This window comes from Paenibacillus sp. UNC217MF (assembly GCF_000686865.1).
GTDB lineage: Bacteria > Bacillota > Bacilli > Paenibacillales > Paenibacillaceae > Paenibacillus_B > Paenibacillus_B suaedae.
Window position 1 is genome coordinate 669,956 of the sequence record NZ_KK366027.1, and the last position, 25,907, is coordinate 695,862.

Below are 25,907 nucleotides of genomic sequence, written 5' to 3' on the forward strand. Positions count from 1 at the left end.
ATCGCGATAATCCAATTATAGTAAAGAAGGTACGACATATAATGTCATACCTTAAAATTCGTTTTGTTTTTTGTCTTTCCTGTTATATTTACGCCTATTCGCTAAGCATCCCCATTATTTGTTCACATCTTGCTTTTACCTTCTCTTTCAGCCATTTCGGTTTCACAATCCTTGCCCATTCTCTTGTTGACATCAACTGATCTATAAATAAGGACACATCGAAAAATTGGATCTCGAATACCACCGAATCTTCTCGTTTCATAAGATTGTAATCTCTCCATGCTTCCGAAGGCTTATCTATAAACTCTATGATTGCCGTAAATGGCTGAACAGGAAGATTCGATGAACCGAAGGTAGAGGGCAGTTCACCATTTAGCCGAGATATTCCCGCTGCTCGTTCCATTCGGATGATTCGATCCAAGCGAAGCATCTTCTGCTCCTCCTCCTGCTCGCACCATCCAATGACGTAATCGACGTATTGCTTGTAGCACAGCTTATAGGGGTGAAACGTATACGTCTCTGCTCCTTCCATGCCGTCATATTGAATGGTAAGCACTTGGTTGTTCTGAATGGACATGCTTAGTTGATTTGCTATGTCAATGATCTCGGCATTGATCTCATAAGCTGGAATTTGCTGAGACTGCAGCTCATTAACGTCTGACAAGCGACGGAACAATTCTGATATTTGCAGCATAATTGGCAATTTCGCTTGGTATTCATCATAACCGCCATAATTGTAATCCTGATAACGATGAGACAAGAATGCTAGCGTTCGTCTTAATTCTTCCGTAATATACGTGCTTGGCAAAGCAAATGTCGCATCCGTATACCGATAGCCTCTTTTTTTGGCATCATACTGAAGAGGAGCTCCAAGAGAGTTGACCATGTATTCAATATCTCGATTGGCTTGTCTGGTAGACAGCTCGAATTGATGTGCTAATTGAGTGCAATTCGGAAAATGATTCGATCGTACTTCTTGATCAAACCATAAAATTCGATGCATGTTGCTCAAATCCAAGTTCCCCCTTGTAGACATAGACAAAACAACAAAATCACTTGTTGTGCATAACTTCGTAATTGTTGGAAGTTGGCCTTATCGTCGTTATTGTTAGCGTTGCAACCATCCATATGACTTCAACGTCAGCAGCCGATTGACGGTTACGTATCCCCGCCATTCCATCTCGCCTGCTGGACTCACTGCTGGCCAGCTTATTGGCCAACCGCCATCCTCCTGCTGCTCCTCCACAAGGGATTGCAGATGCTCTTCGATTTCTTTCTCAGTGACAAATTGTACGCAGTAGCTGTGACGCGTTGGTGCCCAATCCAGCACCTTATGAACATACCCTTCCGCCTTCGTATTGCGTTCAATGACACCTGGCAGCTGCAGCCATTCGTTCACCTTCTGCAATGCCCTCTCTGCTCGTTCTTTATCCGGATGAGCAGTTAAGAAGGAGATATATTGTATATTGCTGTGATAGCCTTCATTATCGGCTGCCTCTAGCTGATTCCACATGAACTGCTCAGCCTGCTGGAACCATTCTTCTCGGCTGAGCTCAGGTACGGTATGCTGCTTCATCAAATACCCAAGAATATGTCCCGTAGGATTTATGGAGGCTTGACGATCATCGGCGACTGTCCACCAAGGCGCGTGTGGATATTCATTCGCCGACGTCTGAATAAGAGGGAATCCTCCAGTATCGCCCACTGTAACCGATTTCAAATAGCTACCGATTCCAACGATTAACCCTCGGTCATATTCGTCAATCTCGTGCATAATGGATAGTGCTACTTCTGTCGGTACAGGCTGACTATGCGGACAACGAATATCAGGCTCCAGCGCTTGACCGAAGCCGCCATCCTCATTCTGAAAACCTGTAAGGGCCATGATAACAGCTGCCTTGCTCCCTTGGTCGAAATGATATTCAAAACGTCTGCGGTCGAGCAGTCTCGCATTCTCGTAAATAAAGCGCTGCGCACGATTGAAGCTGTCTACACTCAACATTTATACCAACTCCATTACTATTTAATGTAATTAATTTACTTTCACATAAACATTATTTCCCCGCTTCGTCACTTGCATGTTTAACGCAGCTTCATGTTTTTAGTAAAATAAGTTAACGCTTCCGAAGTCGTAGAACGAGCAAGACGTTCATAGAGCTGTTCCTTCGCATCCTGTACAGATATCATTGACGTCTCGATACCCAGATTCTCCAGCCAATGGTCAATCGTCTCATAGGAGGTGCTATTCCATCCGTTCACTTCGCCAGCGCTATTTCGCCGTTCTGTCACACCCGAGATGACAATATCCATCGTCCCCTGCAGCTCATTTAACGCATTGTCGAATGCCTTCTTCTGATCAGGGGATTTCATATCTGCCTTCACTCGCAGCAGCCTCGTATCGATACCGGGATGTTCAACAATGATGCCATACAACAGTTTCGCCTCCGGCGACATCTCACCTGCTGCATACCGTTCCTTGACGGAACGAGTATCGCCAAGCACCGAGCGGACAATCGGTACCCACTCCAGCGAGATAAACACCCCTTTCTTCTTGATGAACTTGCCGTAGGCAGCAACCCCATCCCCAGGAAATTGAACCCGCCAACGCCACGGATCCGCATCGGTGTCACTATGCCATGCCGATTCTTCTGTCACACCCGCAAGTGAAGGGTGATGGGGTGCGAGGTTGGCCAGCGGCAGAATACCCACTTGGCGAATAAGCTCAACTGCTTCTTTATAATTGTGAATCAAATTCGTATTCGCGCTCATCTTCGATCTCATCCCTTCTTCGTCTGATCTAACATCTTCTTCCTCTGTTCCAAACGCTATGTATCAAAGAGAGACCTAAAGGCCTACTTTGTTCCCTTATACCTCTCACATACCTGATGAGCATGCTTATAAATGGCTTCTCGCAATTCCACAGGCTCCAACACCTCTGCATCCAAGCCAAGGCCATAGAAGAAGCGCTGTGCCCATTCCCATTCTGACTGGGGACAGTTAAACTCAACCTCTCCTACATCTTCACCGGTTTCATGCACCAATTCCCCAATATGTTCATCTTGCTCGACAAGCAGCATGCCGCGATAGGTCAGTTTTGCCCGGATTCGGATCGGGTCTTCCTTCTTCACGGCTTCTAGATTCCGCTTTATTGGGCTGCCCTTGCCGTTGTCCCCGTTGCCCTGTACTGTGCGTACATCTTCATCTTCGGCTATCGAGATTTGAGACATACGATCGACACGAAATGATCGGTCTTCACCATGTGTTAACGAATAAGCTTCACAATACCAGAACCCATGTGCCGAATATATCCGCTTCGGCTGGATATACAACCAACGCTGATGCTTCTGTGAACGATAGAATATATGGAGCCACTTGGGCTTCGCCTGTGATAGATGCGCAATCAGCTGCTTCAACTGCGGAGCACGGTAGTTTCTTGTAGGTACGGACAGCTCGACACGCTCTAACATCGGTTCCACCTCAGTCAGTACTTCACTGGATACGATCTGCTTCAGCTTGTCCATGACCGTCCAACGCTCCTGATTGAATGGTGAATCGGGAAGCTGTGTCATGCCTTGCAGCGCGAAGAGCACGGTTAATGCTTCTGTGGTCGATAATTGAAGCGGCTGGAGCATGTAGCCATCCATTAACCGATAGCCCCCGCTTGAACCTGCTGTCGCATATAACGGTACTCCCATCTCGCCCAATGCTTGCATATCTCGGATAATGGTACGGCGGGAGACTTCGAATTTCTCTGCTAACGATTGAGCCGTTTCGGAACGGTGATGTAGGGCGATAATGATAGCAATTAATCGATCGATTCGTTTCAATGGCCTCTCCTTAGCTGGATAATTTTCACGGTTTGTCCTGATTATATCATGTGAATGGTGACAGCTTGTATGTCACCATTTATGATCGGGTAACAAAATTTTTGCGACGATTTTCCGGCTGAAATTGTTACATCTCATCGACATCGTCATCAATGGTACATACCAAACTGTTAGAATCTGATATAGTTAATCCGACACATTACGGCGCTTTCGTCGCAAGGAAGGACATCGGAAGATGAACGTATACGCGAAGCATACGCTTCTAGAAGAAGCTTCAACATTTATTAGGCAATGCTATCAAGAGCTCGGCAAGCTCCCTGCTGACATAGAGGGGCGCTTATCACAAATACATTCCGAGATTGAACATACTGGCACTTATTCGCATACTGCAGAAGAACTAACTCACGGAGCTAAGATGGCTTGGCGCAATAGCAATCGCTGTATTGGCCGCTTGTTCTGGTCATCCTTGCATGTGGTTGATGCCAGACATTTAACCGAGGATAAGCAGATCGCAGACGCGTTAGTCCAACATATTGACTTCGCAACAAATGATGGCCGGATACGTCCTGCAATCACGATTTTTCCACCTGCTCATCCAGACGGAATGCATCCTGTTCGGATATGGAATCATCAGTTGATTCGCTATGCTGGCTATGAGACTAGCCAAGGCATCATGGGAGATCCACACTCGCTCCCATTTACCCGAATATGTGAATCACTTGGATGGCAGGGAGAACGCACACCGTTCGATGTACTGCCTCTTGTCATTCAGACAGGTACGAACCCACCGCAGGTATTTGAGATACCGAAGTCCTCCGTTATAGAGGTGCCGCTCAGCCATCCTGAGTTCGAATGGTTTGCCGAGCTGCAGCTGCGTTGGTATGCCGTGCCGCTTATTGCTGATATGCGCCTTGAAATCGGCGGCATCTCCTATCCTGCCGCGCCATTCAATGGCTGGTACATGGGAACAGAAATCGGCGCACGGAATTTGGCCGATGAAGGACGATACAATTTGCTGCCAGTCATCGCAGAGCAAATGGGGCTGTCTACGGTGTCGAATACATCACTGTGGAAGGACAGGGCTCTTGTTGAGCTTAATGCCGCAGTGCTTCACTCCTTCAAGGAAGCGGGTGTTAGCATCGTAGACCACCATACGGCAGCACAACAATTCGTTAAGTTCCAGGAGCAGGAACAGAGTTGTGACCGTGCTCATACAGGCGACTGGACATGGCTGATTCCACCGATGTCACCCGCCGCAACGCCTATTTTCCACCAAAGCTACGACAATACGATTGTGAATCCGAATTTCTATTATCAATCTGTACCGTATATTAACGAAGCATGATCATCAATTATTCTGTTCTCACAAGGGCCTGCTCGCCAAAATAGCCGAGCAGGCTCCTTTCTTTTTATTCCGTAACACAGAACATTGTGACAACCAATTGCGGGTGCACGTAGCGTAATGAGTCTCAGAGTCTCATTCTAGCGCCATTTGACAACTTCTACGTACAGGTCTATATTAATTTCTGTAATCAATAGTTTCCTCTCTCAACTATTGAGCTTTTCAAATAATAAGGAGGAGTTAACATGACTACATCATCACCCGAGTGGATCGTCATTCAAGGGGCTCGGGAACATAACTTGAAGGATGTCACTGTTCGTTTTCCACGAAATCAATTGTCCGTTGTATCCGGCGTATCTGGTTCAGGGAAATCAACCCTGCTGTTTAACATACTTGTCCAAGAGGGTGAGCGCAAATTTGTTAGTGCTTCCGGTCATGCAGCAGACAACGTGCAGCGGCCGGATTATGACAACATCTACGGTCTGTCTCCTATCGTCAGCGTTAGTCAGCATCATCATAACTTTAGCCGACGCTCTACCGTTGGAACATATAGTGAGATTTATACATATCTGCGTTTGCTGTATACGGCAATTGGAGAGCGTGCTTGTCCGCATTGCCAAGCTGCGTTCAGTTATGCGGATATACGTACGACCCCTGTTCGTCTGTCTGAGGAAGAACATTCCCATCAGGTGCACTATGCGTGTCCTTCTTGCGGACAACCCGTTGAAAATATAACCATGGCTCACTTTTCCTTCAATTCACAGCTCGGTGCGTGCCCGGCGTGTACCGGTCTGGGCGAACAAATAGTGCCCATTCTCGATGTAATTGTACGTCCCGATTTATCGATTCAAGATGGAGGCATCCAAGTATGGAAAAGGGGATTCCTGTGGCACTTTGCCCCGCTTCTCCTGCGTGCAGCCAAATATTATCACCTTCCTCTGTATGAAGAAGATCTTCAGCAGCCGATCGGCGAATTGCCGGACATCGTGCGTCACATGCTGCTGTACGGCACGGACGATCCACGCATTCGCGAGCTTCGCCCTGATGCCCCTGCCCCATCCAATATGAAGCAAGGCAAATATGAAGGTGCCGTGAACAGCCTACTGCGCCGATATTACGAGGGTGATGATGACGAGGAATCGCTGCTGGAATTCGCCCGCTTCCTCCGTACTGTTCCTTGCGAGTCCTGTCATGGTTCGCGGTTGAACGCAACAAGCTCGTACGTCCTGGTGAACGGGACGCCCATCCACCATCTCATGTCTATGTCTCTAACTCAACTGCTGAATTGGCTTGAAGACCTACCTTCTGCTCTGCCTGATCGATACGTCGAAGCGGCTCAGCCTATCTGCAGGGAATTACGGGAACGTACACGAAGTCTCATGAATGCGGGACTGAACTATCTATCACTAGATCGAAGCTTTTCCAGCCTGTCTGGCGGAGAAGCGCAACGTATGCGGCTGGCCTCTTTGCTGAACTCGAACTTGAGCGGCATGATCTGCGTACTTGATGAACCTACGACAGGCTTGCACCCGCAGGATACCGACAAGCTGATGCGTTCGGTGCGTAAGCTGGCCTCACTCGGCAACACTGTAATTGTTATTGAACATGATATCGATGTTATCCGACAAGCCGATTATGTAGTGGACATCGGTCCAGGCGCAGGAGAGCTAGGAGGAGAGCTTGTCTTCCAAGGCACGGTTAATAAGCTGCTGAATCATCCGGAATCCATGACGGCTCAAAGCCTTCGTGAATCTCTGAATCGGCATCGTTCAACCGCTCGAAGCTGGAACCGCACATTAACCATCCGCGATGCACACGCAAACAACTTAAAGCATATTACGGTGGACATTCCTCTGGGCATCATTACCGCCATTGCTGGCGTGTCGGGCTCCGGCAAGTCCACGCTTGTCATGGAAGAGCTGCTTCCCCAGTTGCAATCAATTGGTTCGGCATCGAATGCTTCCAGCCGAATTGGCGGTATAGAACATATTCAGCATCTCGTCGTTGTCGATCAGCAAGCGATGGGCAAAATGTCCCGTTCTAATGCTGCAACCTATACAAAGGTATTCGATGACATTCGGGAATGGTTCAAGGAATTGGCCTCTAGACAAGGCTTGCGGTTGAAAGCTTCTGATTTCTCCTTCAATGTAGCTGGAGGAAGATGCGAATCCTGCAAAGGCACGGGCAGTCTTAAGGTTCAGATGCACTTCATGGCCGATCGCTTGATTCCTTGTCCGACTTGCCACGGGAAGCGTTATCGTGAGAAAATACTGTCTGTGCAATGGCATGGACATTCCATAGCCGATGTATTGGGCATGAGCATCGGGCAAGCAAGAGAACTGTTCCGCGATATTCCGAAGATCGCAGCCAAGCTGGATTGCTTATGCGATATAGGCTTAGGATATTTACGAATGGGGCAACCATCCAGCACATTCTCTGGAGGCGAGGCGCAGCGCGTCAAGCTGGCAGCAGAACTGTCCAATGCCCGCAGCGGCCACACGCTGTACATATTGGATGAGCCTTCCGTCGGATTGCATGACCAGGATACGAGCAAATTGCTTGCCGTATTGAATCGGCTCGTCGATCGCGGGGATTCGGTTCTACTGATCGAGCATACTACCCAACTTATTGCAAATTCGGATTGGGTGATCGAGCTTGGCCCAGGAGGAGGGCATGAGGGTGGCACCGTAATCGCCACCGGTACGCCCGATTCGTTGAAATCCAGCAATGACTCCATTATAGGGGCTTATCTATAAAATATAGCCATAGGAAATGGCGTGCCAAGTTCCCGAAAAGGTGCGAGTAGAAAGGATGAGGAGAAATTGACCGAACATAACACATGCGATTTCGAAAATGAATTTACGATGCTCCAATGCAAGCTGGTCGCGGAGCATAATCGGTTCAATGTCGAAGGAATCACTTCCGCTCAATACAATATATTGGATCTGCTTGCTACGAATGGAGCAAAAACGACTCGAGAGCTTGCAGATTCGATCCATACGACATTATCCGCGATTTCCAAATTAACAAAGAAACTTATCGATAAAAACATGATTACACAAACACGCGATACTCATGATCGACGCTACATGTATCATGAAATTACTGAACAAGGTCACGCCTTCCTCCAGAAGGCGGCAATCTCTCGCCATGGCATCATGAATCGAATTCGCGATGGGCTCAGTGATGACGAGCTGCGACAGTTTGCAAACTTATGCGGGAAGATAAATCAATCACTGACGGGGAATATGGAGTAGGAAGTAAACTACGCATAGCAATAACAAGCATGATAGTTATTCATAACCGTAACTACACCCGTCCAGCATAAATATCCGCAATGAATTGCAATCCTGCCAGTTTTTTCTCAATCAAGTTGGAAGGTAAATCGTTTATTGCTCCGAATGAAATGGCAAGAAAGACCATAGGAACGAAAAGTTCCTATGGTCTTTCCACGTCATTGACATTACTCAAACGATTTAATGAAGGAAGCTTATTACAGCTCCAGCTTCTTCGCTTGTTCCTTGATGTAATCGGCGGTTCGCAGAGCCAGTGACATTACGGTATTCGTCGGGTTAGCTCCGCCGGATGTCACGAACATGCTGGCATCGCAGACGAACAAATTGGGAATATCATGGCATTGCCCATACGAATTGACGACAGAAGTCTGCGGATTCGTGCCCATTCGGCAGCCACCCATGAGATGAGCGGTATCCGGCACGACATATTTGACATCGCCGCCTTCCGCTTCCAGAATTGCGCTCATTTTGCCAACGGCATGCTCGATTAGCTTCCGGTCATTCTCTCCATAGCTGAACGTTACCTTGGCCCGCGGCACTCCATTCTCATCCTTCTCACCGACAAGCGTTACCCGATTGTCCGGGTTCGGCAGCACCTCCCCTACCATCGTTATTCTTCCGTAGTAATTATAGTCCAGCAGCTCTTCCTTAAGCCGGCTTCCCCAGATCGGGCCTGTCCTCGACTTGCTCAGGCCTTGAGCGAACCCGACAGGTCTGGCGCCATGAGCATGAAGAGTGTAGCCTCGCGCGAATCCCCTGCTTTTGTCCGTCTCATAGAAGTCTTGCGTCGTTGCCAGTACCGGAGTTCCCTTGTACAGCCGTATATCGCGGTCGAACTTGGCATAAACGTCCTCGCTGCTGTGCGGCATAATCGCTTTGCCAACCCAACCACTGCTATTAGCAAGACCATCCGGATAGCGGCTATTCGCGGAGTGAAGCATCAGTCTTGGCGTCTCAACCGCAAAAGCGGACAAGATGACTACTTTTGCCTTCTGCGCATAGGTCACGCCTTCATGCACGAACGTTACGCCCGTTACCTTGCCGTCGTTTCCCGTTAGCACTTGGGTTACCATGCAATCGGCTAGCACCTCCGCTCCTGCAGCGATAGCCTTCGGAATATGCACAATTAACGTGCTGAATTTCGAATTCGGCATGCAACCTTGGTTGCAAAAGCCCCTGTTGATGCATGGCGGACGGCCGTCGAACGGCGCGGATATGATGGCTAGCGGCGGAACAGACGAACGAATCCCCAAATTCTCGCAGCCCTTCATGAATAAATAAGCATTCGGACTCAGCGGATCCCGTTCTGGATGCGGATAAGGCCCATGGTAGCTGCCCCAAGGGAAATGCTTCGGGCCGGATACCGCAATCTCTTTCTCAATGCGCGAGTAATACGGCTCAAGATCCTCATAACGTATGGGCCAGTCTTCTCCAACGCCATCCAGTGTCTTGGTGCGGAAGTCAGATTCATGGAATCGAAGAAACACGGCCGTAAAATGCACCGTTCCTCCGCCTACACCGCGACCGGAGTTGTTATGCCCCATCGTCAGCGGGTCTTTTCCGTCTACAATGCGGGTGTCCTGCCAGCCTAAGTTTTTCATGGTGAGCTCGTCGCTTGCAAAGTCCTGCTGCGGATCGCGAAACGGCCCGGCCTCCAGTACAACGACGCGGAACCCAGCCTCGCTCAATTCCTTAGCAAGCACGCCGCCGGCGGCACCGGCGCCAACGATTACAACGTCCGCCTCATCAGCAAATTTACGCAGTATCATGCTTCTTCCTTCGCCTCCCATGGATCAAGCCGTCCGATATCGCCGCGAACATAGCCGCGCGGGTATGCAGGGCCGGCATACCCCATCTCAGACCATACGATAGGATGCGAGCAATACGCCTCGACAGTCAGATTAAGCATCTTCACGAACCATTCGCGTTGAAGATCGCTGGGCCATTTCGAATAATCCGCTCGTCCATCGCTAATTTGCCGAAGCACCTCGGTAAGCTGCTGTGCTTCACATTTGCTCGCTTTTTTCCCCGTAACTTGCAACAGGAACTTGTCTAAATGCTGAATCCCTTCAAGAATAAGCATTTTGCGCTCCGGCACGCCCGTTCTGCGTTCCCCTTCTCCCGTCGTCGTATCCTTTAATGTCTGGTCTACGTGGGCGAGCACATATTGAATTACTTCCTCTCTCTCGTCATCGACGAGCGCGGAACATACCTGTTGCAGCAGCTTATATTCCTCACCATCTAACACGGTGCAGGACTGCGACTTACTTATTCTGCTCGTCACGATGGCTTGGGTATGGGTATCCCATGCCTCGCGTTCATCCAGTACATTGAATGAAGGATACCGCGTTCTTCTCACCATCAATCTCACTCCAGTACAGTCATCTTCAACCATTACGCTCGCCAATACAGCGCTATTATCCCAAGCAGGCTCATCGCGGTAATCATGAGCGGCATGATGACAGGAGGCCCAATTAGAAAGTTATGTGATTGATAGCCCCCGACCCGCTTTCCTACACCACGAACATGAAAATAAAAACCGACCAGTCCCGCCAAAGCTCCAACCCACATGAGGAATTGGAAAAAAACACGCAGCCATGCCACGTGAAAGCAGACGAGAATCAACCCGAACACAAAAAACAACGGAGCTGCCAGCACGGGTACCCACATCGCTTTATGGTGAAAATTTTGCCGATAATGAGACATCGTCACTTGTATGCCGATTAAACAAAAGGCTAAACTGACGAATAAAATGAGCATCCTCTCGATTGGCCAACCTTCCCATCCCATCGCGTTCCCTCTTTCTTACGAATCATATTTTTTTTCTTTTGCGATAGCCGCTTATAAAAGTGTTCCAACATATCCCATACTTAAAACATAGGTCATCATTTTTATTAGGAGGTTACTCTTGCTCATTCACAAGATCGACACGTACCCGTTGTTATATCGAATCCCCCGTCCCTACGGAGATGCTAATGGCTTGAAGAAGTTCCGTTCCGCTTACCTGATCAAAATTACGACGAAATCCGGACTTACTGGATGGGGTGAATGTTCGGGATGGCTGCCTGCTCTGGAAGCTGAGTTTGAACACGCCGTCATTCCATTCCTACTTGGCAAGGATGCCCGGGAACGAAATGCCATTATCACTGCATTATCCAAGCAAAAGCATGATAGACCCGCAGCTGCGGTCAGCATGGCGTTGACGGAAATCGTTGCGCACAGCGCGAAATTATCGATTTGCGAGCTTTGGGGTGGCGCGGTTAGACGTTCACTCCCCTTGTACGCATCGCTTCAATCGTATTCAGATGCATCGGATTGGGTAGCCCAATCGCTAAAGGATATGGAGCAGGCGGTTCAAGAGGGGTTTATTAACGTGAAAATAAAAGTAGGCGGGAAATCACTCGCTGATGATATTCGCCATGTCCGCGCCGTCCAAGAACGGTACGGGCAGCGTGTAGGAATTGCATTGGACGCTAATGGAAGCTATGATGCTGCCACGGCCAGCAGCTGGAACTCCCTGGTCAATCAATACGAAAATTGGCTCTGGTTCGAAGAGCCATTGCCCTTGAACGCATGGGATCAATTCGCGCATTGTCGACTTCGACTGAACATTCCGGTTGCAGGCGGTGAAAATGCCACGACTCCCTCGCTGTTCCATCAAGCCATCGTTCAGCAAGCGCTGGATATTGTTCAGCCCGATCCGCTTCATCTTGGCGGTATCGATGCCTATCGCGACGTACTAAAGCTCGCACGCACAGCGACCATTCGCGTAACCCCGCATACCTTCGATGGCGCTTTAGCCCGCTGCTACGCGCTGTTCGCTCACGCTTGCTTGCCTGCCTGGAGCAAAATGGACGCCGACGAAGCGGTTGAACCGATAGAGTGGGACGTAATGGACAATCCATTTACGGCCTTGGTTCCGCTTCACATTCATCATGGAACCGTCAATATTCCGAACGGCCCCGGCATCGGGACAGCCATCGATGAAGACATGCTTAGCCATTACCGCTGGGACGGATCGCGTTTCTGGTAATTGAATCTGACCAGCGTTTCTTTTGCGCAACGAAAAAAGGCGAAGCTCTGGCTTCGCCCAACAATATTGCAATTCGTATTTATGTATCCATTTACGAGAAATATTATCGCTTCAGGCTCCTTGAACCTCGCTGTTTCTTCGGCCATGGGGCCAGCAGCAGCGTTACAGGCAGCAGCAGTAAGCCAACGATGAGCACGGTCCAAATGACGTCATTCTGCATATTTTTCTCATGAGCTATGATAGCATCCAGCGACGAACCTACGACATATCCTCTTTCGATCGTTTCCGGCTTGTCCTTCGGTGCATAGGGCGGCAAGCCTCCATACAAGACGGAATCCGTGCCATTTGGAAATGACATTGGTTTCAGCTGTCCTTCCTCTGCCTGCCCGAGTATGGTAACCTCATCGCCATTTGGAACGCCCGCATAGCTCAGTGCCGTCTCTTTCGGCGCCACTACCAGCACGCGGTTGTTCTCGACCTCCTCGTCCGGATTGCGGAGCGTCCCCTCGTGCAGCGGCACAGTAAGATCGGTCAAGCGGAATACGGACGGCTGAAGCGGGATCCCGTTCACCGATAACCCGTTCACATCACCCACTGTAGTCGTCATTGTTGCCACATAACTGCAATTGCGAGAATTGCACGACCACCTTCGATCCTCTTTCACGAGCAGCGCATAAGATGAAGCCAAATGTTCATCCAGGGCAGGATTTCGAGAGGTAAGCGTACCTGTTATCGCTACGACGCCTGTCATTTCTGGAGTCACCGTTTCAACAGGAACCGCATTCTGCAATTCCTTTTCCCAGCCCTTAGATTCACTGTACATAATAGCAAAGCCACCGAAAACAAGCAGATCCGTTAGTAGAAAAAAGATAAACCAACCACTCACCCGTCGTGGCTTTGTCACTTTTCCTGTTGTACTTTGATGACGCTGCTTGGCCACGTTCTAACACCTTCTCTCAATCATTGCTTGCGCATCCTCATACCTGAATGGTCGATACGAGCAATGGTGGCATTGCAAAAAAAAGAAATATGCCCTATGCCTATGCGTAAGGACGTTATGTTCTGCTTGAATGCGAATCGGAATCATCGCCTTGCACATTCCTCCGCACCGGAAGCTCGCAGCCATTAGAGCTGCATTGGCCAGCAGGAACAATCGTACGTCTTGAAGCGATGTATCGATACAGTCTCCCGCCAATTCCCAGCTTCATGCTGAGCCATATGAACGGACTCATCGGCATTAATATCGGCACCCTCATACAGAGTTCATGCACCGCCTCGATACCGGAAAGAATGCGGCCGCTGCTTGATTCCCGCGCATGCATGCTGTCCACCAGATTGTCCATGGACACCGGAATCCGTTCCGTCACATGCTGATCGCGTATCGAGTAAAATCGCAGCACATGCAGCCAATCCCATCGTTCCAATCGTGAACGTATTCCCGTACAAAGCGGACACCAACTATCATAATACACCTCAAGCATGCGGCGTTTACGTATGCTCATCTGTCCTCACCCGCTTCTTCCTTCAACAATTGTATATCCCTCACATCCCGTTACGAGTAGAACACCGTAAATTGCACGACCGCTTCCTCATCGCCTACATTGGCATACATATGCGTTTCGGTAGCGGAAAATTGAATGGAATCAAATTGGTGCAGCGTATACGTATCTTCTCCAATGGTCAATTGCACCGTACCCGACATTACCGTAGCAATTTCCACTGTCCATGGGTGATTTGGCTCTGGTTCGTAGACGCAATTGGGCTTTAACCGTGCACGCAGCATCTCCATCTTCTCACGCAGATCCGTAAAAACAGGCTCCAATATCCATTGGCCGGATTCACTCTCATAGGTAGGGCCATGACCTGATCGAGAGATGCGCACTGACTTATCCGGCATGAGCAGCGTCATTAGAGGAACGGACAAATGCCGCGATATTTTCCACATCATCCCGATTGTCGGGTTCGTATCTCCACGCTCAATGTTGCCAAGAGTAAGCTTGCTAACCCCTGACAGAGCGGACAATTCCTCAAGACTTAGCTGCTTATCTTTCCTCAGCTTCCGCAAATTCGCGCCTACCGATTGCATCAATTGCTTCGTTTCGTGCTCATTCATCGAATGTTTCCCCCAATTCGAACGAAAAGTTTACAATCATTATGCAAATATTTGTTACATTATACTTTACTTTAAAAATAATATAGTATATTATACTTTACTGGATACACAATTGAAAATGATTTTCAAGTAGAGGTAAGGTGAGCATCATGAGAGCCATATTTGTTGGCATTTTAGCATCCATGTTTTTTTCATCCACATTCATTATTAACCGCGCGATGAACCTGTCCGGAACAAGCTGGGCTTGGACCGCATCGCTGCGCTTTCTACTTGCGATTCCCATACTGCTTGCGATTGTCGCATTTCGCAAAAACCTTACGCCTCTCTTCCGTGAAATGCGTAAGCATCCCCTGCAGTGGCTAACATGGGGTTCCCTGTGTGGAGTCGCGTTCTATTCGCTGCTCAGCTTTGCAGCTGTCTATGCACCGTCTTGGCTCACATCGGGAACATGGCAAATTACGATCTTAATTGGCGCGTGCTTGTCGCCACTGTTCTTCGAGACACGCCAGACACCGAATGGCCCGGTAAGAGTACGCCAATCCATTCCGTTCAAGAGCATGCGCATTTCCGTCATTATACTTATCGGTGTAGTACTCATGCAAGTGTCTGAAGCAAGCAATGTTACGTTATCGGAATTACTGCTGGGCTTCATTCCTGTTATTATCGGAGCTACCTTCTATCCGCTTGGCAACCGTAAAATGATGGCGCTCTGCGGCAACAAGCTGGATTCCTTCCAGCGCACACTCGGCATGGCACTTGGCAGTATGCCTATAGCTATCCTGCTTGGCATATACGGAACTATGTCCGTAGGTTTGCCATCCGCCACTCAGTTCGGACAAGCAATGCTGCTTGCCATCAGTTCTGGCGTAATCGCAAGTCTGCTCTTCTTCTTGGCAACAGACATGGCGAAGCATAATACAGCACTGCTTGCTGGAGTTGAGTCCACACAGGCTGGCATACTGATCTTCACCGTGCTTGGCGAGGTATTGCTTCTCAACGGAACATTCCCACAAGGCTGGTCGCTAATTGGGATGTTTGTCATTATCGCCGGGATGATTGCGACGAGCCTGGCGAACCGCAATATTGCACCAGCAAAGCCTAAGCCAGCACCAACACTGTCTAAGAGAACAGCCTAATACACCAGAAACAGCGAAAGAGCGCCGCATACTGCCTATCAAGTATGCGGCGCTCTTTCTATTATATAAGGTGGAGGCAAAACTAACCATGGTAAGTTAATATTTTCACAAAGTATTTGAAACGAAAGTCATTTCTTGTTAGGCGTAATAAGCATTCAGCAGTTCACGTGTTTCTTCTTCCGGCTTATCTGTAAGACCCTGGTCAGCCCAGCATTGTCTGCACTCTTCTTCTGTCGTGCATCTGTCATTATCGTCACACATATAGCAAAGTTGAAGGAAGTTGCGAGTTACTTGATCCGTTGTGTCAAATGTTTTGAATGTTCTCATCTTTATCACTCCCTGTTCTTTATGGTTACACTATATCATGGAATTGAATGATAGTATGTGAATTAAATCACAACACAATATAAGTATATATACAAAAGCTGCAGCCCCCTCGAAACCTTACGGTTACGGTAGGACTGCAGCAATTTATAGGGAGAATTTATAGGGGTTTCTTATTTTCTTATTTCATGCCCTTTGTTTCTAAAAAGTTAATCGCTGCATCGAGTAAGGCTGCCGCCGCGACATAATCTGTCGGATTCATCGTTAGATAACGGATTGCCCCTTCGAAGGACGTTAAGCTTGCCTCTTCATGATTTTTCTCTACCGACTTTAGAGCTGCTAGCTCCGTCTTCAGCTTAGCTAACGGCTTCGAGAACTGAGCATCAATCTCTTCCTTGTTTGCCTGCGGTGCGCTTGCTCCCTCTTCCCCGTTCTTCTCTGGATTGTACTTCGCAAGCTCCGCTTCGAACTTCTTCATCAGGGCAACATAAGATTGCTGCCATGCCTTGAATTGTTCTTGTTCTTTATCTTCCGCAGCCAGCTTGTTCAGTTCAGTCAGCATTTGCTTCATATTCGCGCCAAGCGCTTGCGCTTCATCCGCCGCAAGTTTTGCTACACTATAGTTCTTCTTATTATATAAAATCTCTGCAGCAGCTTTATATTGTTCAGGAGTGTGTGCGATACTCAGTGCTACATTTACGTCCTTCTTCAAGAAATATTGGAATCGTTCACGGAAATCTCCCTCGTCGAATACGTTGCGAACACCCCAATGAGTACTTTCACTCGTTTTCTTCAAAACAGCTAGAACGGATTTCGCCTCATCATCGAAGGCATAAGCGCCAGTGTCCATATATAATGCCTTCAAGTGGATTGCCATAGCTGCCAGTGTGTTCGGATCATTCGGCTTACCAGCACCCTTGTAATGCTTTTTCACTGCATTGATCCAATTATTCACCACGGAATCGAACTGCTTATTTGATTTGCGAAGGTTGGCATCTGCCTTCGTATACGCATTTTTCTTCGCGGTGATATTTTTTTGCATAGCAGCCGTTGGAGCACCAAATACGTACACATCAATCGTCTCTCCGAATATATTCTTTTTCTTTTCAGTTCGGAGATAGTAATGATAGCCCGCATATCCATTCTGAGAGTATCCACTCTTGTCTGGATTCTGTATGATCATGCCCGCTGTGGATGAGTTTGCTAGCGTATGACTGCCTTCTGCGGTGCTCGAACCTATCACGTACAGCGGTGTTCGTTGATCAATGTAACCTTGAACATAGTAAAGCTTATCGTTCAATGCCAACTCATATGCAGCTAGCGCCTTTTCGTATGTACTATACATTTGATGATATGGACCGCTAACTTTGTCATACGCGTTACTATATGCATCTTCATTTGGAATCGCCGCAACATGTACCTTGTCCAACTGATTCACGAGCTCCAGCTTCACATTATTCAGCAATGCACCGTAAGACAAAGGTACAGCAACGCCACCTTTCTCGAACAGAACAATTTCAGGCAGCGGCAGTGCAGCTCCGTCCACCTTCCCCTGCTTGCTGTTGGCTGTGAATACGAAGGTATGCTCTTGATTTTTCAATGTCAATGTCTTCGATGTTTTGTTCCAATCCGCTTGGAACCCGAAGATGTCTGTAAATGGCTTCAAGCCGAGATACAGTCCATCCGTAGATGTCTCTACATAGTGCCTGCCTAGGAACTCGCGCTTCCCGTTCCATTCCAGCAGTGAATAATCATACAGCTTCATTGTTCCTACGGTTGAAGAAGCTGCGGCAGCATAAGCTGGCTGTATACTGCTCCCAATTCCCGTTAGAAGCAATGACACAACCAGCAGCCACGTCCATATTCTCTTTCTCACGTTGACCCCTCCATCATATATCGCCATAATTCGGCATAATCTACCAACTTATTATAGCATGGCGAGAATCATAGACGAGTGACTTTTTACCAACATTTTCGTTCCATGAAGGTAGAAATGACTCCCCTTATCGCTTCGGCAGCAGCTGAACGTATTCATCCGACAGCTTCATAAGAGAGAGAATATAGTCATAGTCCTTGCGGTACGCTTCCTTCATAGGCACGGGCTGCAATGTCTTTAGCGATATCGCTGTACCATCATCGAACCCTTCACCAGGTACGAACATCACTTCATTGTTGAAGAAGGAGCCTGTTGGCAGATAGTAGCGCATACCAACTACATTATTTTCTGTATTCAACATATCGCGACCAAGTGCAAGGAATTGCTTTTCTTGCAGGGATATACCAAGCAGGTTGGCAGCTGTCGGCATAATGTCGATTTGACCGCCCGTTCTTTCGATTATCTTAGACTCAGCTTGCTTCGGTACATGAATGATCAACGGAATATTGAAGCGGCTCACTTCATTCGAATAAGGAACACCGAGTCGATCAGTTATTTCCTTATCGCTGGCTTCCTTCGGATTCACGCCAAAGTGATCGCCATACACGACAAGCATTGTCTTATCCCATATCCCCTGCTTCTTCAACTCCTCGATAAACTGTCCCAGTGCATAATCGGTATAATTGATTGCAGTCAAATAGTTCCCTAGGTACGAGCCCTCCATATCGGCAGGAAGCGTCAACTTCCGCAGCTTGTCCGGCACAACAAATGGCGCATGACTGGATGTCGTCACGAATTGAGCGTAGAATGGCTGATTTCGCTTCGTCATCTCCCGAATTTGCTCCGCACCGACTCTATACAATTCTTCATCAGAAGCACCAAAATCATTGAAGAAATCGTTCGTGTAGTACGCCTTGTCATAGTAATGGTCAAATGCTAGTCCAGGATAGAGCAAATGCCGGTTCCAGAATGTCACATCATTGACGTGAAACGTTGCCGATTGATATTTCAAGTCATGAAGAAGACGAGGCATACTCGGAAGCACTCTCTTCCCAAAGCCTGTGGACATCGCTGCCGTTCCGGTCGGGTATATGGACGTATTGGACAAGAATTCCGCATCCGATGTATTTCCTTGGCCGATTTGCTGATAAATATTCGGGAAGTAAAAGCTCTCCTTCACGAGCTTATTCAGTACAGGTGTAATCTCTTGTCCTTCCAGCTTGGTCTGAATCGGGAAGTTCTGAAAGGCTTCCAGTTGAACAACAATCACGTTGGCACCGCGGGCCAATCCGAAACCCTCCGGCTGTCCAGACGGAGGGTTTTCCTTACGATAAGGATATGCCGCTTGAAGCTCTTGGATCTTCACTTTCGTCTCATCCAAATTCCCATTCGCAATGATCTCATTCTCACGTATGATTTTCAGCGCTGTTGCAGCTTGATAGTTGAGATAGCCAATCTTCTCTGACTTCACCGTCTCATTGCTGATCGATTCTGCCTTGTCTATTACGAACCAGGAATAGCTCATGCAGCCGATCAAAATCAAGGCCGCGGCAGTTCTCCATATCCAACCTGCATAACGTTGTGGCGGGGATGAATCCATCCAAGCTTGCTGCTGCGAATACGTCCTGCGGATCAACCAACGAATCGCAACAAATATTCCAGCCACCACGATATCTGCAAAGTACAAAAAGTGTGAGAACTTCACAAGCGGCCCGATACTGCCGCGTATTTGTGGAACCTGTCCCATTTCATCAAATGCAGTAAAGGTTGGGACTGTATTAAAGTGAATATGGTACAGTGTTGCAGCAAACATCAAAATAGAGAAAATGACCTGAAAGGTCCAATATATCGTACCTTTGCCGAATCGAGGCAGCACCATCTCGAAGATACTGACAAGAACAAGTACGGAAATAATATCAGTAAACAAGCCTGATACGGTAATCGAATCATAGACAAAGTGGCGAAGCAGCGTTAATTTGACCACCAGAAGCAGGGTCAGCAGCGCGCCTTGCGGAAGTTGAACACGCTTGCGTTCCACTCTGGCCAGTGAGATATTGCTCATTATCGTTCATTCCTTTGCAATGATGTTCTGTCGTGGTGACGTTGTCTGGTCGTGCATAAAAGCCGATTGAATCTGCGCATCATATGTTTGCTTAACGGTATCCAGCGCCTTCACAAGTCCCATTATATTGCTCAATAGGGTGATGACTGCACACGCCGCTACAATGCTAGTAAGCACACGGCGAGCCTGTCCTCGCAGACTATGAATGAACCACGCCGCCGAGATGATTGTACCAAGGGAATGGGTAAACTAAATTCGTGACAAACGCCATTCTGTCTACAATACTGGGCATACAGCACCGTCAGAAGAATCCCGAATACCTCATATCTATAGGAGTTAGGAATAAGGGCAGTATAAATACTATACGAACTCGCCCCGAAGAATGCAGCAGTACTAATAGGCAACCTATCTGTAGTAGCAATATTTACATTTTTACATACCGACCTATTATAATACAGATCCTATCGAATGAATATGGTTATTATGGATCACAAGGATATGTCTACTAGTGAGCCTTAGTGCTAGATTCTACTTCTGCACCATAAAAAAGCGACCCAATGAATTGGGACGCTTGCCTTCATCCTATTTTTCCTGTTTCCAGTTGCTTTAAGACAACGATATAAGAAGGAGCAGAGCCATACTAAATTTGTGTGCTCTTCTTAAAAATGGCGATCTCCTCCTTGAGCTTCCGGACAGCTTCATCTACATTCGCTCGCGTGTAACCTTCTGACTTCAGCCATCTCATGACCTCAATTGTTTTTTCTCCCAATTGCCATTTGGCCTGAATGAATTCGCTACCTGTTTGCTGAAGCAACCACGATACCTCCTCATACAGCTGCTGAAGTTCAGTTGTATCTACGATTCCGCTGTCCCCTACTTGTACCGTAGAACGGAAGGCTTCTGACTTGCCATTGTAGTTCATTGTAACGTTAACCGCTGCCGTACCTGGTTTTACCCCCTTCATGGTCACGCTGTTACTGGATTCACTGATTTTCTCTACTGCATCACCGATGACTTCCCAATGGTAGATAGCATCTTCTGTAGGTACAGCATACCCGTTGGCATATTGGCTCAGCAGTCTAATCGTTCTTTCCTGTGCTGGAGTAGAAAAGAATTGATAGGTTCCCTGCCAGCCAACCTTCTCTCCCTGTTCCAATACAACTGATTTGTTAAAGACTTGCAGGAAGTAGGATTTCCCATACTCCTGAGTAAAGACAATCGGTTGATCATCAGCCAGATATTGCAATTTACCAAGTCCGTAATTGCGATTCAGCGTCACGAGCAGCTGATGCTGGCTCCCATCCTGTACTCCTGAACTCAGCCAATACTTATCTACGTCTGGATGCTGGGCTTTCGTTCCCGAATCACTATACACGCCCGAGCCGCTTCTGCCTACTTCCGTCTCCCCTGCATAGTAGCGTACTTCTTGATTCCATGCTCCGTTGACGGACTGCAATCCATAATAACGATATAACGTAATCTCTTCCAGAGGCATAATTTCCGTATGAACTTGTACTTTGCCGCCTTCAATTTCATACGTAACCGTCTCCTGCAAGATTTCACGACCACGTCCGTCCTGCTCCTTCGTATTGAAGCCCTGAATCCGATTCACAACCTCAATTTTCACCTTGGTTCCGGCGATTGCTGTCCCATCTTGAAGCTGCTTCCCGTCCACCCACACATTATATTTAACGGTTCTTCCTGTCGTAGAACTGTTCTCGCCGCCATCATAATTATGATTGCCACCCGTGAAATCCTGACCTTTGCCGTTGCCATTATCATTAGCACCAACGATATAAGGACCTATCCAGTCCGATATATCAGGCCACAGCATAGTCGATGGGCGCGTCAAGTCGGGATCGGCATCCTTGTCCACATTCGGACTAAGCCTCCATTCTTTCATCCCGTAGAGCTTATTCGCACCGGCATGATCGAACACAATCCACATATCATTGCCGTCATTGTACTTGTGGGCAATCTTCAAGTTGCTGCCGTTTTTCATGACATATTGCGTTCCACCCTGCAATGGATCGTGAAGTACTGGATTTTGGAAGCCATGGTTGATAGATAGTGGTGTTTCATTCCCCATTATCTGATTATAGGCCCAAGGAGCAACCTCAATCACGACAGACTCCACTTCTACCGGATCTACTTGTGAACGAATCACGACAGTTCCAGGCTTGATAGCATGCAGCTTGCCATCTGAGGTCACTTCAACAATGCTTGAGTCCGAGCTCACGAAGACCGCATTTACTTTCTTTTGTTGTGCATCGTTTTTGTCGATCACGACTGGTGACCACAATGTACCGACATCCATAGTTGCCAGCTTAGAAGGAAGCATGATCCGATATTCCGGAGCAGTACGGTTCGCTTCATATTTTAATAGCTTTAGATAATCAAGGTAGATCGTGGCGTCCTCCGATTGCCTGTTGCGCATTAGGGCGAAGCGAATGATATTTTCCGTATTGATTCCTGCCTGCTTCAGCTCCTGAATCGACTTCGTAATAATAGTCCATTGACCAGGCGGGAACATGATGTTTCTGGCATAGGTCTTGCCCCAATCATATTCATACATAAATACCTCACGTATCTCTTGTGGCTTGGACGAAGCATTGTACACCGCATAGCTAACAGCGTCATACCCGCTCCAATCCTTTAGATCATAGGCTGGATAGGATTCCTCCGGATGCTCCTTCTTGAACCCGTCATAATCGGAGTCGATATACGCTGCGATCCAGCTATTTGGATAAGCCCTGAAATCGATCTTCAGTGACTTCTCTCCTTGCAACACATAGGTAGCGTCTGTAACCGTTGCCCGCTTGACATGGTCGCCATTATTTGTGCCGGATTTGACATCACTTTCAAAGTCAACTAGCGAGCGAGATTCGGTTACTGTTGGTTCACCCGATTTCTCTAGAATAATATCGCGATACATCGTCTGCTTATCATGGATGTTGATGACAATAGATTTGCTGGGTAATCCTTGTTTCTCTACGACAAAGGAATTCTCTGTTGCATACAGACCGTTCATCGCGAACTGACCATCTGTATCAGTGGTGACAGCATTCCCTGCCTTATCCGTTAACGTTGCTCCTGCGATACCGTTGCCTTGACGATCAACTACTCTGCCTGCAAAATTCCCTTGCGGTGGAATAAACTTGCCCGTGGCAAACCTGTATAGATCCGTATACATCTGCTTCGCCGCCGGTACCTCAGAATGATAGAGATCATAGATTGCGTACACGTCTTGATAATACGCAAGTAGAGACTGATTCATAAACTGCTTCTTCACACCTGTAATTAAATAGTTGTAAAATGCTTGACGATACCGGGGAGCGTCCACAATACGCTGATCAAGCTCTACTTTGACTCCCGCTTCATTGGCATAAGCCAAGTCCGCTATCTCTTCCACCCGCTCAATTGTGGTGCTGTCGTCGCCATAATGGTTCGGCTGAAGGGCTGAGAAGTCAAAGCCTAGCCGGCTCCCATTCGCCTTCTCCCCTGCACCATACCACGGAAGCCAGCCCAGACGCATGCCGTGCTGCTGCAAATACTGGGATGCGAAATCCGCACTCTCCTGCTCCCCAGGTACAGTTGTATCGAGATCCTCTTGGAGCCAATAGAAGCCGCTCAGCTTCAAGTGCTTATACTGCTGTTGCTCGAAGCGAGCGGTCAGCGTGTCGATGTACCAGCGGATCAACTCTTTGCGCGTATTCAAGTTTTTTAGATTTTTCACTGTGCCATCGCCATTGAAATCCCCAAAGTCCTTGCTCTGTGGATCTGGGAAAGGCAATGTAACGTACACGTTTACCTTTTTATTTGGTTCATGCAAATCCTTGCCTACCTGTTCAACTGCGGAATCCAAGCCATCGAGCTGCAACCCCTTCTTGAACAAGCGATCTATTGACCATTTCCAATCCTGCCAAGTTCCCGGCTTGCTTCCTGCCGCCCATGGGTAATAGCGAGTGAGACTGCCCTTGTAGGGGGATGTCTTCGTAAGCAGGAGGAATGTATCGAAGAACGCATCCTCTGCAACTCCATCTTGATTCAAGTATCCTACGTAAGGGAGAAAATGATCCTTCCCGTACTCCCCTCTCTTCGTGCCATTCGTATTCTCTCGGTTATCATATCCGGTGTTCATAATCGCAATATTTGAAGCACCATTGGATTTGTCACTATTTTTGGGCAAATAATCTGCAGACACTACAGTTGAAAAAAACGATGTCATGATCACAGAAGCAAGCATGAAGGAAGCAGTCAGTAGGCTTATGCTTTTCTTTACTTTCACAAATTCACTCTCCTTTAATCTTTGCAATAAAGCGTTTACATAAAATTGATAGCAAAACGCTTACAATTCTCTTCGTCCCCACTCCCTTCATGAATCGACCTCTCATTTTTGGATAATTCAACCTATCTCATCATATCAGACTGGATAAAGTATTCAACTAATAAATATCCTATTTTCTGAGAAGTCATGCAAAAGAGCTGCCATGCGGCAGCCCCTTTATTTTGAACATCTGTATTAACACTTGTAGTTCTGTTATCTCGTCATTCGGCTTCATCATTTTTTCTCACTAAACTGAGACGGACTCGTTTCACGGATGTGGATAAGGATATCGAACTGTTCCGACAGCGAAGCATTAAAATACTGTGGCCGGTCAGGGATGATTTGAGCGATACCATCAAAGAACGGCAGCTCTTTTTGTGCCCATTCCTTGGCCTGATCCTTAAGATTGCGAACATCCAGCATGAACATCTCATCAGAAACTTCGCCTAACTTATAGTTGGAGCTGTTCACGTTCTGCTGAATCGTATCCGTCGCGAGCTTGCCTTCGCTGAATGCAGTGAATTTCCCCATGGTAGTGGTAGTCCCAATAGCCACATATTTATCTCCAAAGCGCTCTTCCAAAAACTGACCCGCTACTTTCGGGTACATTTCCCTATCAATTACGCCTTTTGCTACGTGGATATTATGTCCCCACACCATCGTTTTACCGCCTAATGCTTGCTTGGCCCATTCTGCATGATCGGCAAAGTATTGATCGTGCAGCGTTACAATCTGTGGATAATCGCTAGGAATCATCATTGCCGTGAAATTCTCGATCACCTTAGCCGTACCCATCACCCAGACGAGTTCGGATGCAGCAATCCCATTGTTCATCTGTACCGTCTTATTTTCGAGCAATTTTACGACTTTTGCTGCATTCGCGTTGAATTTCTTCTTCTTCTCTGGTGTCAGTTTCATATATTCCTGCAAGCTTACAGCCGCAGCCGATAACTCCTTATAGCTCTCCTCAACTTCAGATAGGATTTCAGGATGATGCAGTTTCACATAATCAACCACTTTAGTAAAGACATCTTGCTCCAAAGCCTTCAAGTCGAGTCCGATAAATTGGATTTTCTTCTCGTGTGACGGGTCAGCGTTATAGTCCTTCATCCATTCAACCATCGCAACTATCTCATCGGCCGGGTATAGCAGCTTCAAAAATTCTCTTGGATTGCCCTTTCCCGTGTGGATATATTCATTCAGCTTTAAGCCATTGCCCCAATCCTCTTCGATTCCGAAATTCGTAAAACCCATCTCGGTAACTAAAAACTTGACGAGACGGAACTTCATCGTAAATATTTCAGAGCTTCCGTGTGATGCTTCTCCCAATCCCACATAATCGGCGTTCCCAATCATGTCTTTGAGCGGCATCATATCATCGAATGGCTGCATAGGATCGATCGTCTTTAGCGCCTTTGCCTGTGATTGAATAGATTCGACGACACTCAACTTGACAGGTTGAGCGGCTACGGTAGGTTCCACCTGTTTATCTTCCTTCATCTCCCCACACCCTCCAGTCAGCATTGATGCTCCAAGCACGATAGACATCCCTACATACCTCATTTTCGGTT

General features: G+C 47.6%; 21 protein-coding genes. 5 read left to right on the top strand and 16 right to left on the bottom strand.

The window, feature by feature from the left end:
- Positions 1 to 94: 94 nt before the first annotated feature.
- The 4 genes from BP95_RS32075 to BP95_RS0119005 form a co-directional block, all read right to left on the bottom strand.
- Positions 95 to 1,003, bottom strand: coding sequence for a helix-turn-helix transcriptional regulator (locus BP95_RS32075; RefSeq protein ID WP_231515167.1), 909 nt, complete (start codon positions 1,001 to 1,003; stop codon positions 95 to 97).
- Between the two features lie 105 nt (positions 1,004 to 1,108).
- Complete coding sequence (locus tag BP95_RS0118995; protein WP_028533017.1) at positions 1,109 to 2,002, bottom strand: hypothetical protein; 894 nt, start codon at positions 2,000 to 2,002, stop codon at positions 1,109 to 1,111.
- An 80-nt stretch (positions 2,003 to 2,082) separates the two neighbouring features.
- Positions 2,083 to 2,769, bottom strand: a complete 687-nt coding sequence (locus BP95_RS0119000) for an AlkZ-related protein (protein WP_028533018.1) — start codon at positions 2,767 to 2,769, stop codon at positions 2,083 to 2,085.
- 83 nt (positions 2,770 to 2,852) lie between these two features.
- Positions 2,853 to 3,827, bottom strand: a complete 975-nt coding sequence (locus BP95_RS0119005; RefSeq protein WP_028533019.1) for a helix-turn-helix transcriptional regulator — start codon at positions 3,825 to 3,827, stop codon at positions 2,853 to 2,855.
- 235 nt (positions 3,828 to 4,062) lie between these two features.
- On the opposite strand from BP95_RS0119005, the gene BP95_RS0119010 reads away from it, so the two are divergent.
- The 3 genes from BP95_RS0119010 (at position 4,063) to BP95_RS0119020 (ending at position 8,426) form a co-directional block, all read left to right on the top strand.
- The gene (locus tag BP95_RS0119010) at positions 4,063 to 5,172 is read left to right on the top strand and encodes a nitric oxide synthase oxygenase (protein WP_021253822.1); all 1,110 of its coding nucleotides are present in this window, start codon (positions 4,063 to 4,065) and stop codon (positions 5,170 to 5,172) included.
- 242 nt (positions 5,173 to 5,414) lie between these two features.
- Positions 5,415 to 7,925, top strand: coding sequence for an excinuclease ABC subunit UvrA (gene uvrA, locus BP95_RS0119015; RefSeq protein WP_028533020.1), 2,511 nt, complete (start codon positions 5,415 to 5,417; stop codon positions 7,923 to 7,925).
- A 66-nt stretch (positions 7,926 to 7,991) separates the two neighbouring features.
- A complete protein-coding gene (locus BP95_RS0119020) occupies positions 7,992 to 8,426 on the top strand; it encodes a MarR family winged helix-turn-helix transcriptional regulator (protein ID WP_021253824.1) in 435 nt (144 codons plus the stop codon).
- 236 nt (positions 8,427 to 8,662) lie between these two features.
- On the opposite strand, the gene BP95_RS0119030 is transcribed toward BP95_RS0119020, so the two are convergent.
- From BP95_RS0119030 to BP95_RS0119040, 3 genes are read right to left on the bottom strand one after another with little or no spacing between them, the layout of a single operon-like run.
- A complete protein-coding gene (locus BP95_RS0119030) occupies positions 8,663 to 10,234 on the bottom strand; it encodes a GMC family oxidoreductase (RefSeq protein ID WP_021253825.1) in 1,572 nt (523 codons plus the stop codon).
- Positions 10,231 to 10,827, bottom strand: a complete 597-nt coding sequence (locus tag BP95_RS0119035; protein WP_021253826.1) for a gluconate 2-dehydrogenase subunit 3 family protein — start codon at positions 10,825 to 10,827, stop codon at positions 10,231 to 10,233. The genes BP95_RS0119030 and BP95_RS0119035 overlap by 4 nt, the downstream gene beginning before the upstream one ends.
- A 32-nt stretch (positions 10,828 to 10,859) precedes the next feature.
- Positions 10,860 to 11,255 (bottom strand): hypothetical protein, encoded by a 396-nt coding sequence (locus BP95_RS0119040; RefSeq protein ID WP_021253827.1) that lies wholly within the window; start codon positions 11,253 to 11,255, stop codon positions 10,860 to 10,862.
- 118 nt (positions 11,256 to 11,373) lie between these two features.
- Here BP95_RS0119040 and BP95_RS0119045 point away from each other — a divergent pair, with 118 nt between their 5' ends.
- Positions 11,374 to 12,498 carry a mandelate racemase/muconate lactonizing enzyme family protein gene (locus tag BP95_RS0119045; RefSeq protein WP_028533021.1) on the top strand — a complete coding sequence of 375 codons (1,125 nt, stop codon included), beginning with the start codon at positions 11,374 to 11,376 and terminating at the stop codon, positions 12,496 to 12,498.
- 103 nt (positions 12,499 to 12,601) lie between these two features.
- On the opposite strand, the gene BP95_RS0119050 is transcribed toward BP95_RS0119045, so the two are convergent.
- The 3 genes from BP95_RS0119050 to BP95_RS0119060 form a co-directional block, all read right to left on the bottom strand.
- Positions 12,602 to 13,438, bottom strand: a complete 837-nt coding sequence (locus BP95_RS0119050; protein WP_028533022.1) for a hypothetical protein — start codon at positions 13,436 to 13,438, stop codon at positions 12,602 to 12,604.
- Positions 13,439 to 13,553: 115 nt separating this feature from the next.
- Positions 13,554 to 14,000 (bottom strand): thiol-disulfide oxidoreductase DCC family protein, encoded by a 447-nt coding sequence (locus tag BP95_RS30940; protein WP_051614143.1) that lies wholly within the window; start codon positions 13,998 to 14,000, stop codon positions 13,554 to 13,556.
- A gap of 50 nt (positions 14,001 to 14,050) precedes the next feature.
- Entirely contained in the window at positions 14,051 to 14,611 is a 561-nt protein-coding gene (locus BP95_RS0119060; protein ID WP_021253831.1) for a helix-turn-helix domain-containing protein, read from the bottom strand.
- 149 nt (positions 14,612 to 14,760) lie between these two features.
- Between BP95_RS0119060 and BP95_RS0119065 the strand changes: the two genes are divergently transcribed.
- Positions 14,761 to 15,747, top strand: a complete 987-nt coding sequence (locus BP95_RS0119065) for a DMT family transporter (RefSeq protein ID WP_021253832.1) — start codon at positions 14,761 to 14,763, stop codon at positions 15,745 to 15,747.
- Between the two features lie 138 nt (positions 15,748 to 15,885).
- Here BP95_RS0119065 and BP95_RS0119070 read toward each other — a convergent pair whose 3' ends face one another.
- The 6 genes from BP95_RS0119070 to BP95_RS0119095 form a co-directional block, all read right to left on the bottom strand.
- Positions 15,886 to 16,074, bottom strand: coding sequence for a hypothetical protein (locus BP95_RS0119070; RefSeq protein WP_021253833.1), 189 nt, complete (start codon positions 16,072 to 16,074; stop codon positions 15,886 to 15,888).
- A gap of 178 nt (positions 16,075 to 16,252) precedes the next feature.
- Entirely contained in the window at positions 16,253 to 17,947 is a 1,695-nt protein-coding gene (locus BP95_RS0119075; RefSeq protein ID WP_028533023.1) for a stalk domain-containing protein, read from the bottom strand.
- Between the two features lie 127 nt (positions 17,948 to 18,074).
- A complete protein-coding gene (locus BP95_RS0119080; RefSeq protein ID WP_036667286.1) occupies positions 18,075 to 20,009 on the bottom strand; it encodes an LTA synthase family protein in 1,935 nt (644 codons plus the stop codon).
- Positions 20,010 to 20,015: 6 nt separating this feature from the next.
- Complete coding sequence (locus tag BP95_RS33240) at positions 20,016 to 20,186, bottom strand: hypothetical protein (RefSeq protein ID WP_155987312.1); 171 nt, start codon at positions 20,184 to 20,186, stop codon at positions 20,016 to 20,018.
- Between the two features lie 463 nt (positions 20,187 to 20,649).
- Positions 20,650 to 24,297 (bottom strand): DUF4855 domain-containing protein, encoded by a 3,648-nt coding sequence (locus BP95_RS32675; protein ID WP_081819928.1) that lies wholly within the window; start codon positions 24,295 to 24,297, stop codon positions 20,650 to 20,652.
- 273 nt (positions 24,298 to 24,570) lie between these two features.
- Positions 24,571 to 25,884 (bottom strand): erythromycin esterase family protein, encoded by a 1,314-nt coding sequence (locus BP95_RS0119095; RefSeq protein WP_197035313.1) that lies wholly within the window; start codon positions 25,882 to 25,884, stop codon positions 24,571 to 24,573.
- Between the last annotated feature and the right edge of the window lie 23 nt (positions 25,885 to 25,907).

Excerpts from the sequence above, each read along its gene's own strand:
- BP95_RS32075 (WP_231515167.1), bottom strand. The coding sequence starts at position 1,003 with ATGCATCGAATTTTATGGTTTGATCAAGAAGTACGATCGAATCATTTT.
- BP95_RS0118995 (WP_028533017.1), bottom strand. The coding sequence starts at position 2,002 with ATGTTGAGTGTAGACAGCTTCAATCGTGCGCAGCGCTTTATTTACGAG.
- BP95_RS0119000 (WP_028533018.1), bottom strand. The coding sequence starts at position 2,769 with ATGAGCGCGAATACGAATTTGATTCACAATTATAAAGAAGCAGTTGAG.
- BP95_RS0119010 (WP_021253822.1), top strand. The coding sequence starts at position 4,063 with ATGAACGTATACGCGAAGCATACGCTTCTAGAAGAAGCTTCAACATTT.
- uvrA (WP_028533020.1), top strand. The coding sequence starts at position 5,415 with ATGACTACATCATCACCCGAGTGGATCGTCATTCAAGGGGCTCGGGAA.
- BP95_RS0119030 (WP_021253825.1), bottom strand. The coding sequence starts at position 10,234 with ATGATACTGCGTAAATTTGCTGATGAGGCGGACGTTGTAATCGTTGGC.
- BP95_RS0119035 (WP_021253826.1), bottom strand. The coding sequence starts at position 10,827 with ATGGTGAGAAGAACGCGGTATCCTTCATTCAATGTACTGGATGAACGC.
- BP95_RS0119040 (WP_021253827.1), bottom strand. The coding sequence starts at position 11,255 with ATGGGATGGGAAGGTTGGCCAATCGAGAGGATGCTCATTTTATTCGTC.
- BP95_RS30940 (WP_051614143.1), bottom strand. The coding sequence starts at position 14,000 with ATGAGCATACGTAAACGCCGCATGCTTGAGGTGTATTATGATAGTTGG.
- BP95_RS0119060 (WP_021253831.1), bottom strand. The coding sequence starts at position 14,611 with ATGAATGAGCACGAAACGAAGCAATTGATGCAATCGGTAGGCGCGAAT.
- BP95_RS0119065 (WP_021253832.1), top strand. The coding sequence starts at position 14,761 with ATGAGAGCCATATTTGTTGGCATTTTAGCATCCATGTTTTTTTCATCC.
- BP95_RS0119070 (WP_021253833.1), bottom strand. The coding sequence starts at position 16,074 with ATGAGAACATTCAAAACATTTGACACAACGGATCAAGTAACTCGCAAC.
- BP95_RS0119080 (WP_036667286.1), bottom strand. The coding sequence starts at position 20,009 with ATGAGCAATATCTCACTGGCCAGAGTGGAACGCAAGCGTGTTCAACTT.
- BP95_RS0119095 (WP_197035313.1), bottom strand. The coding sequence starts at position 25,884 with ATGTCTATCGTGCTTGGAGCATCAATGCTGACTGGAGGGTGTGGGGAG.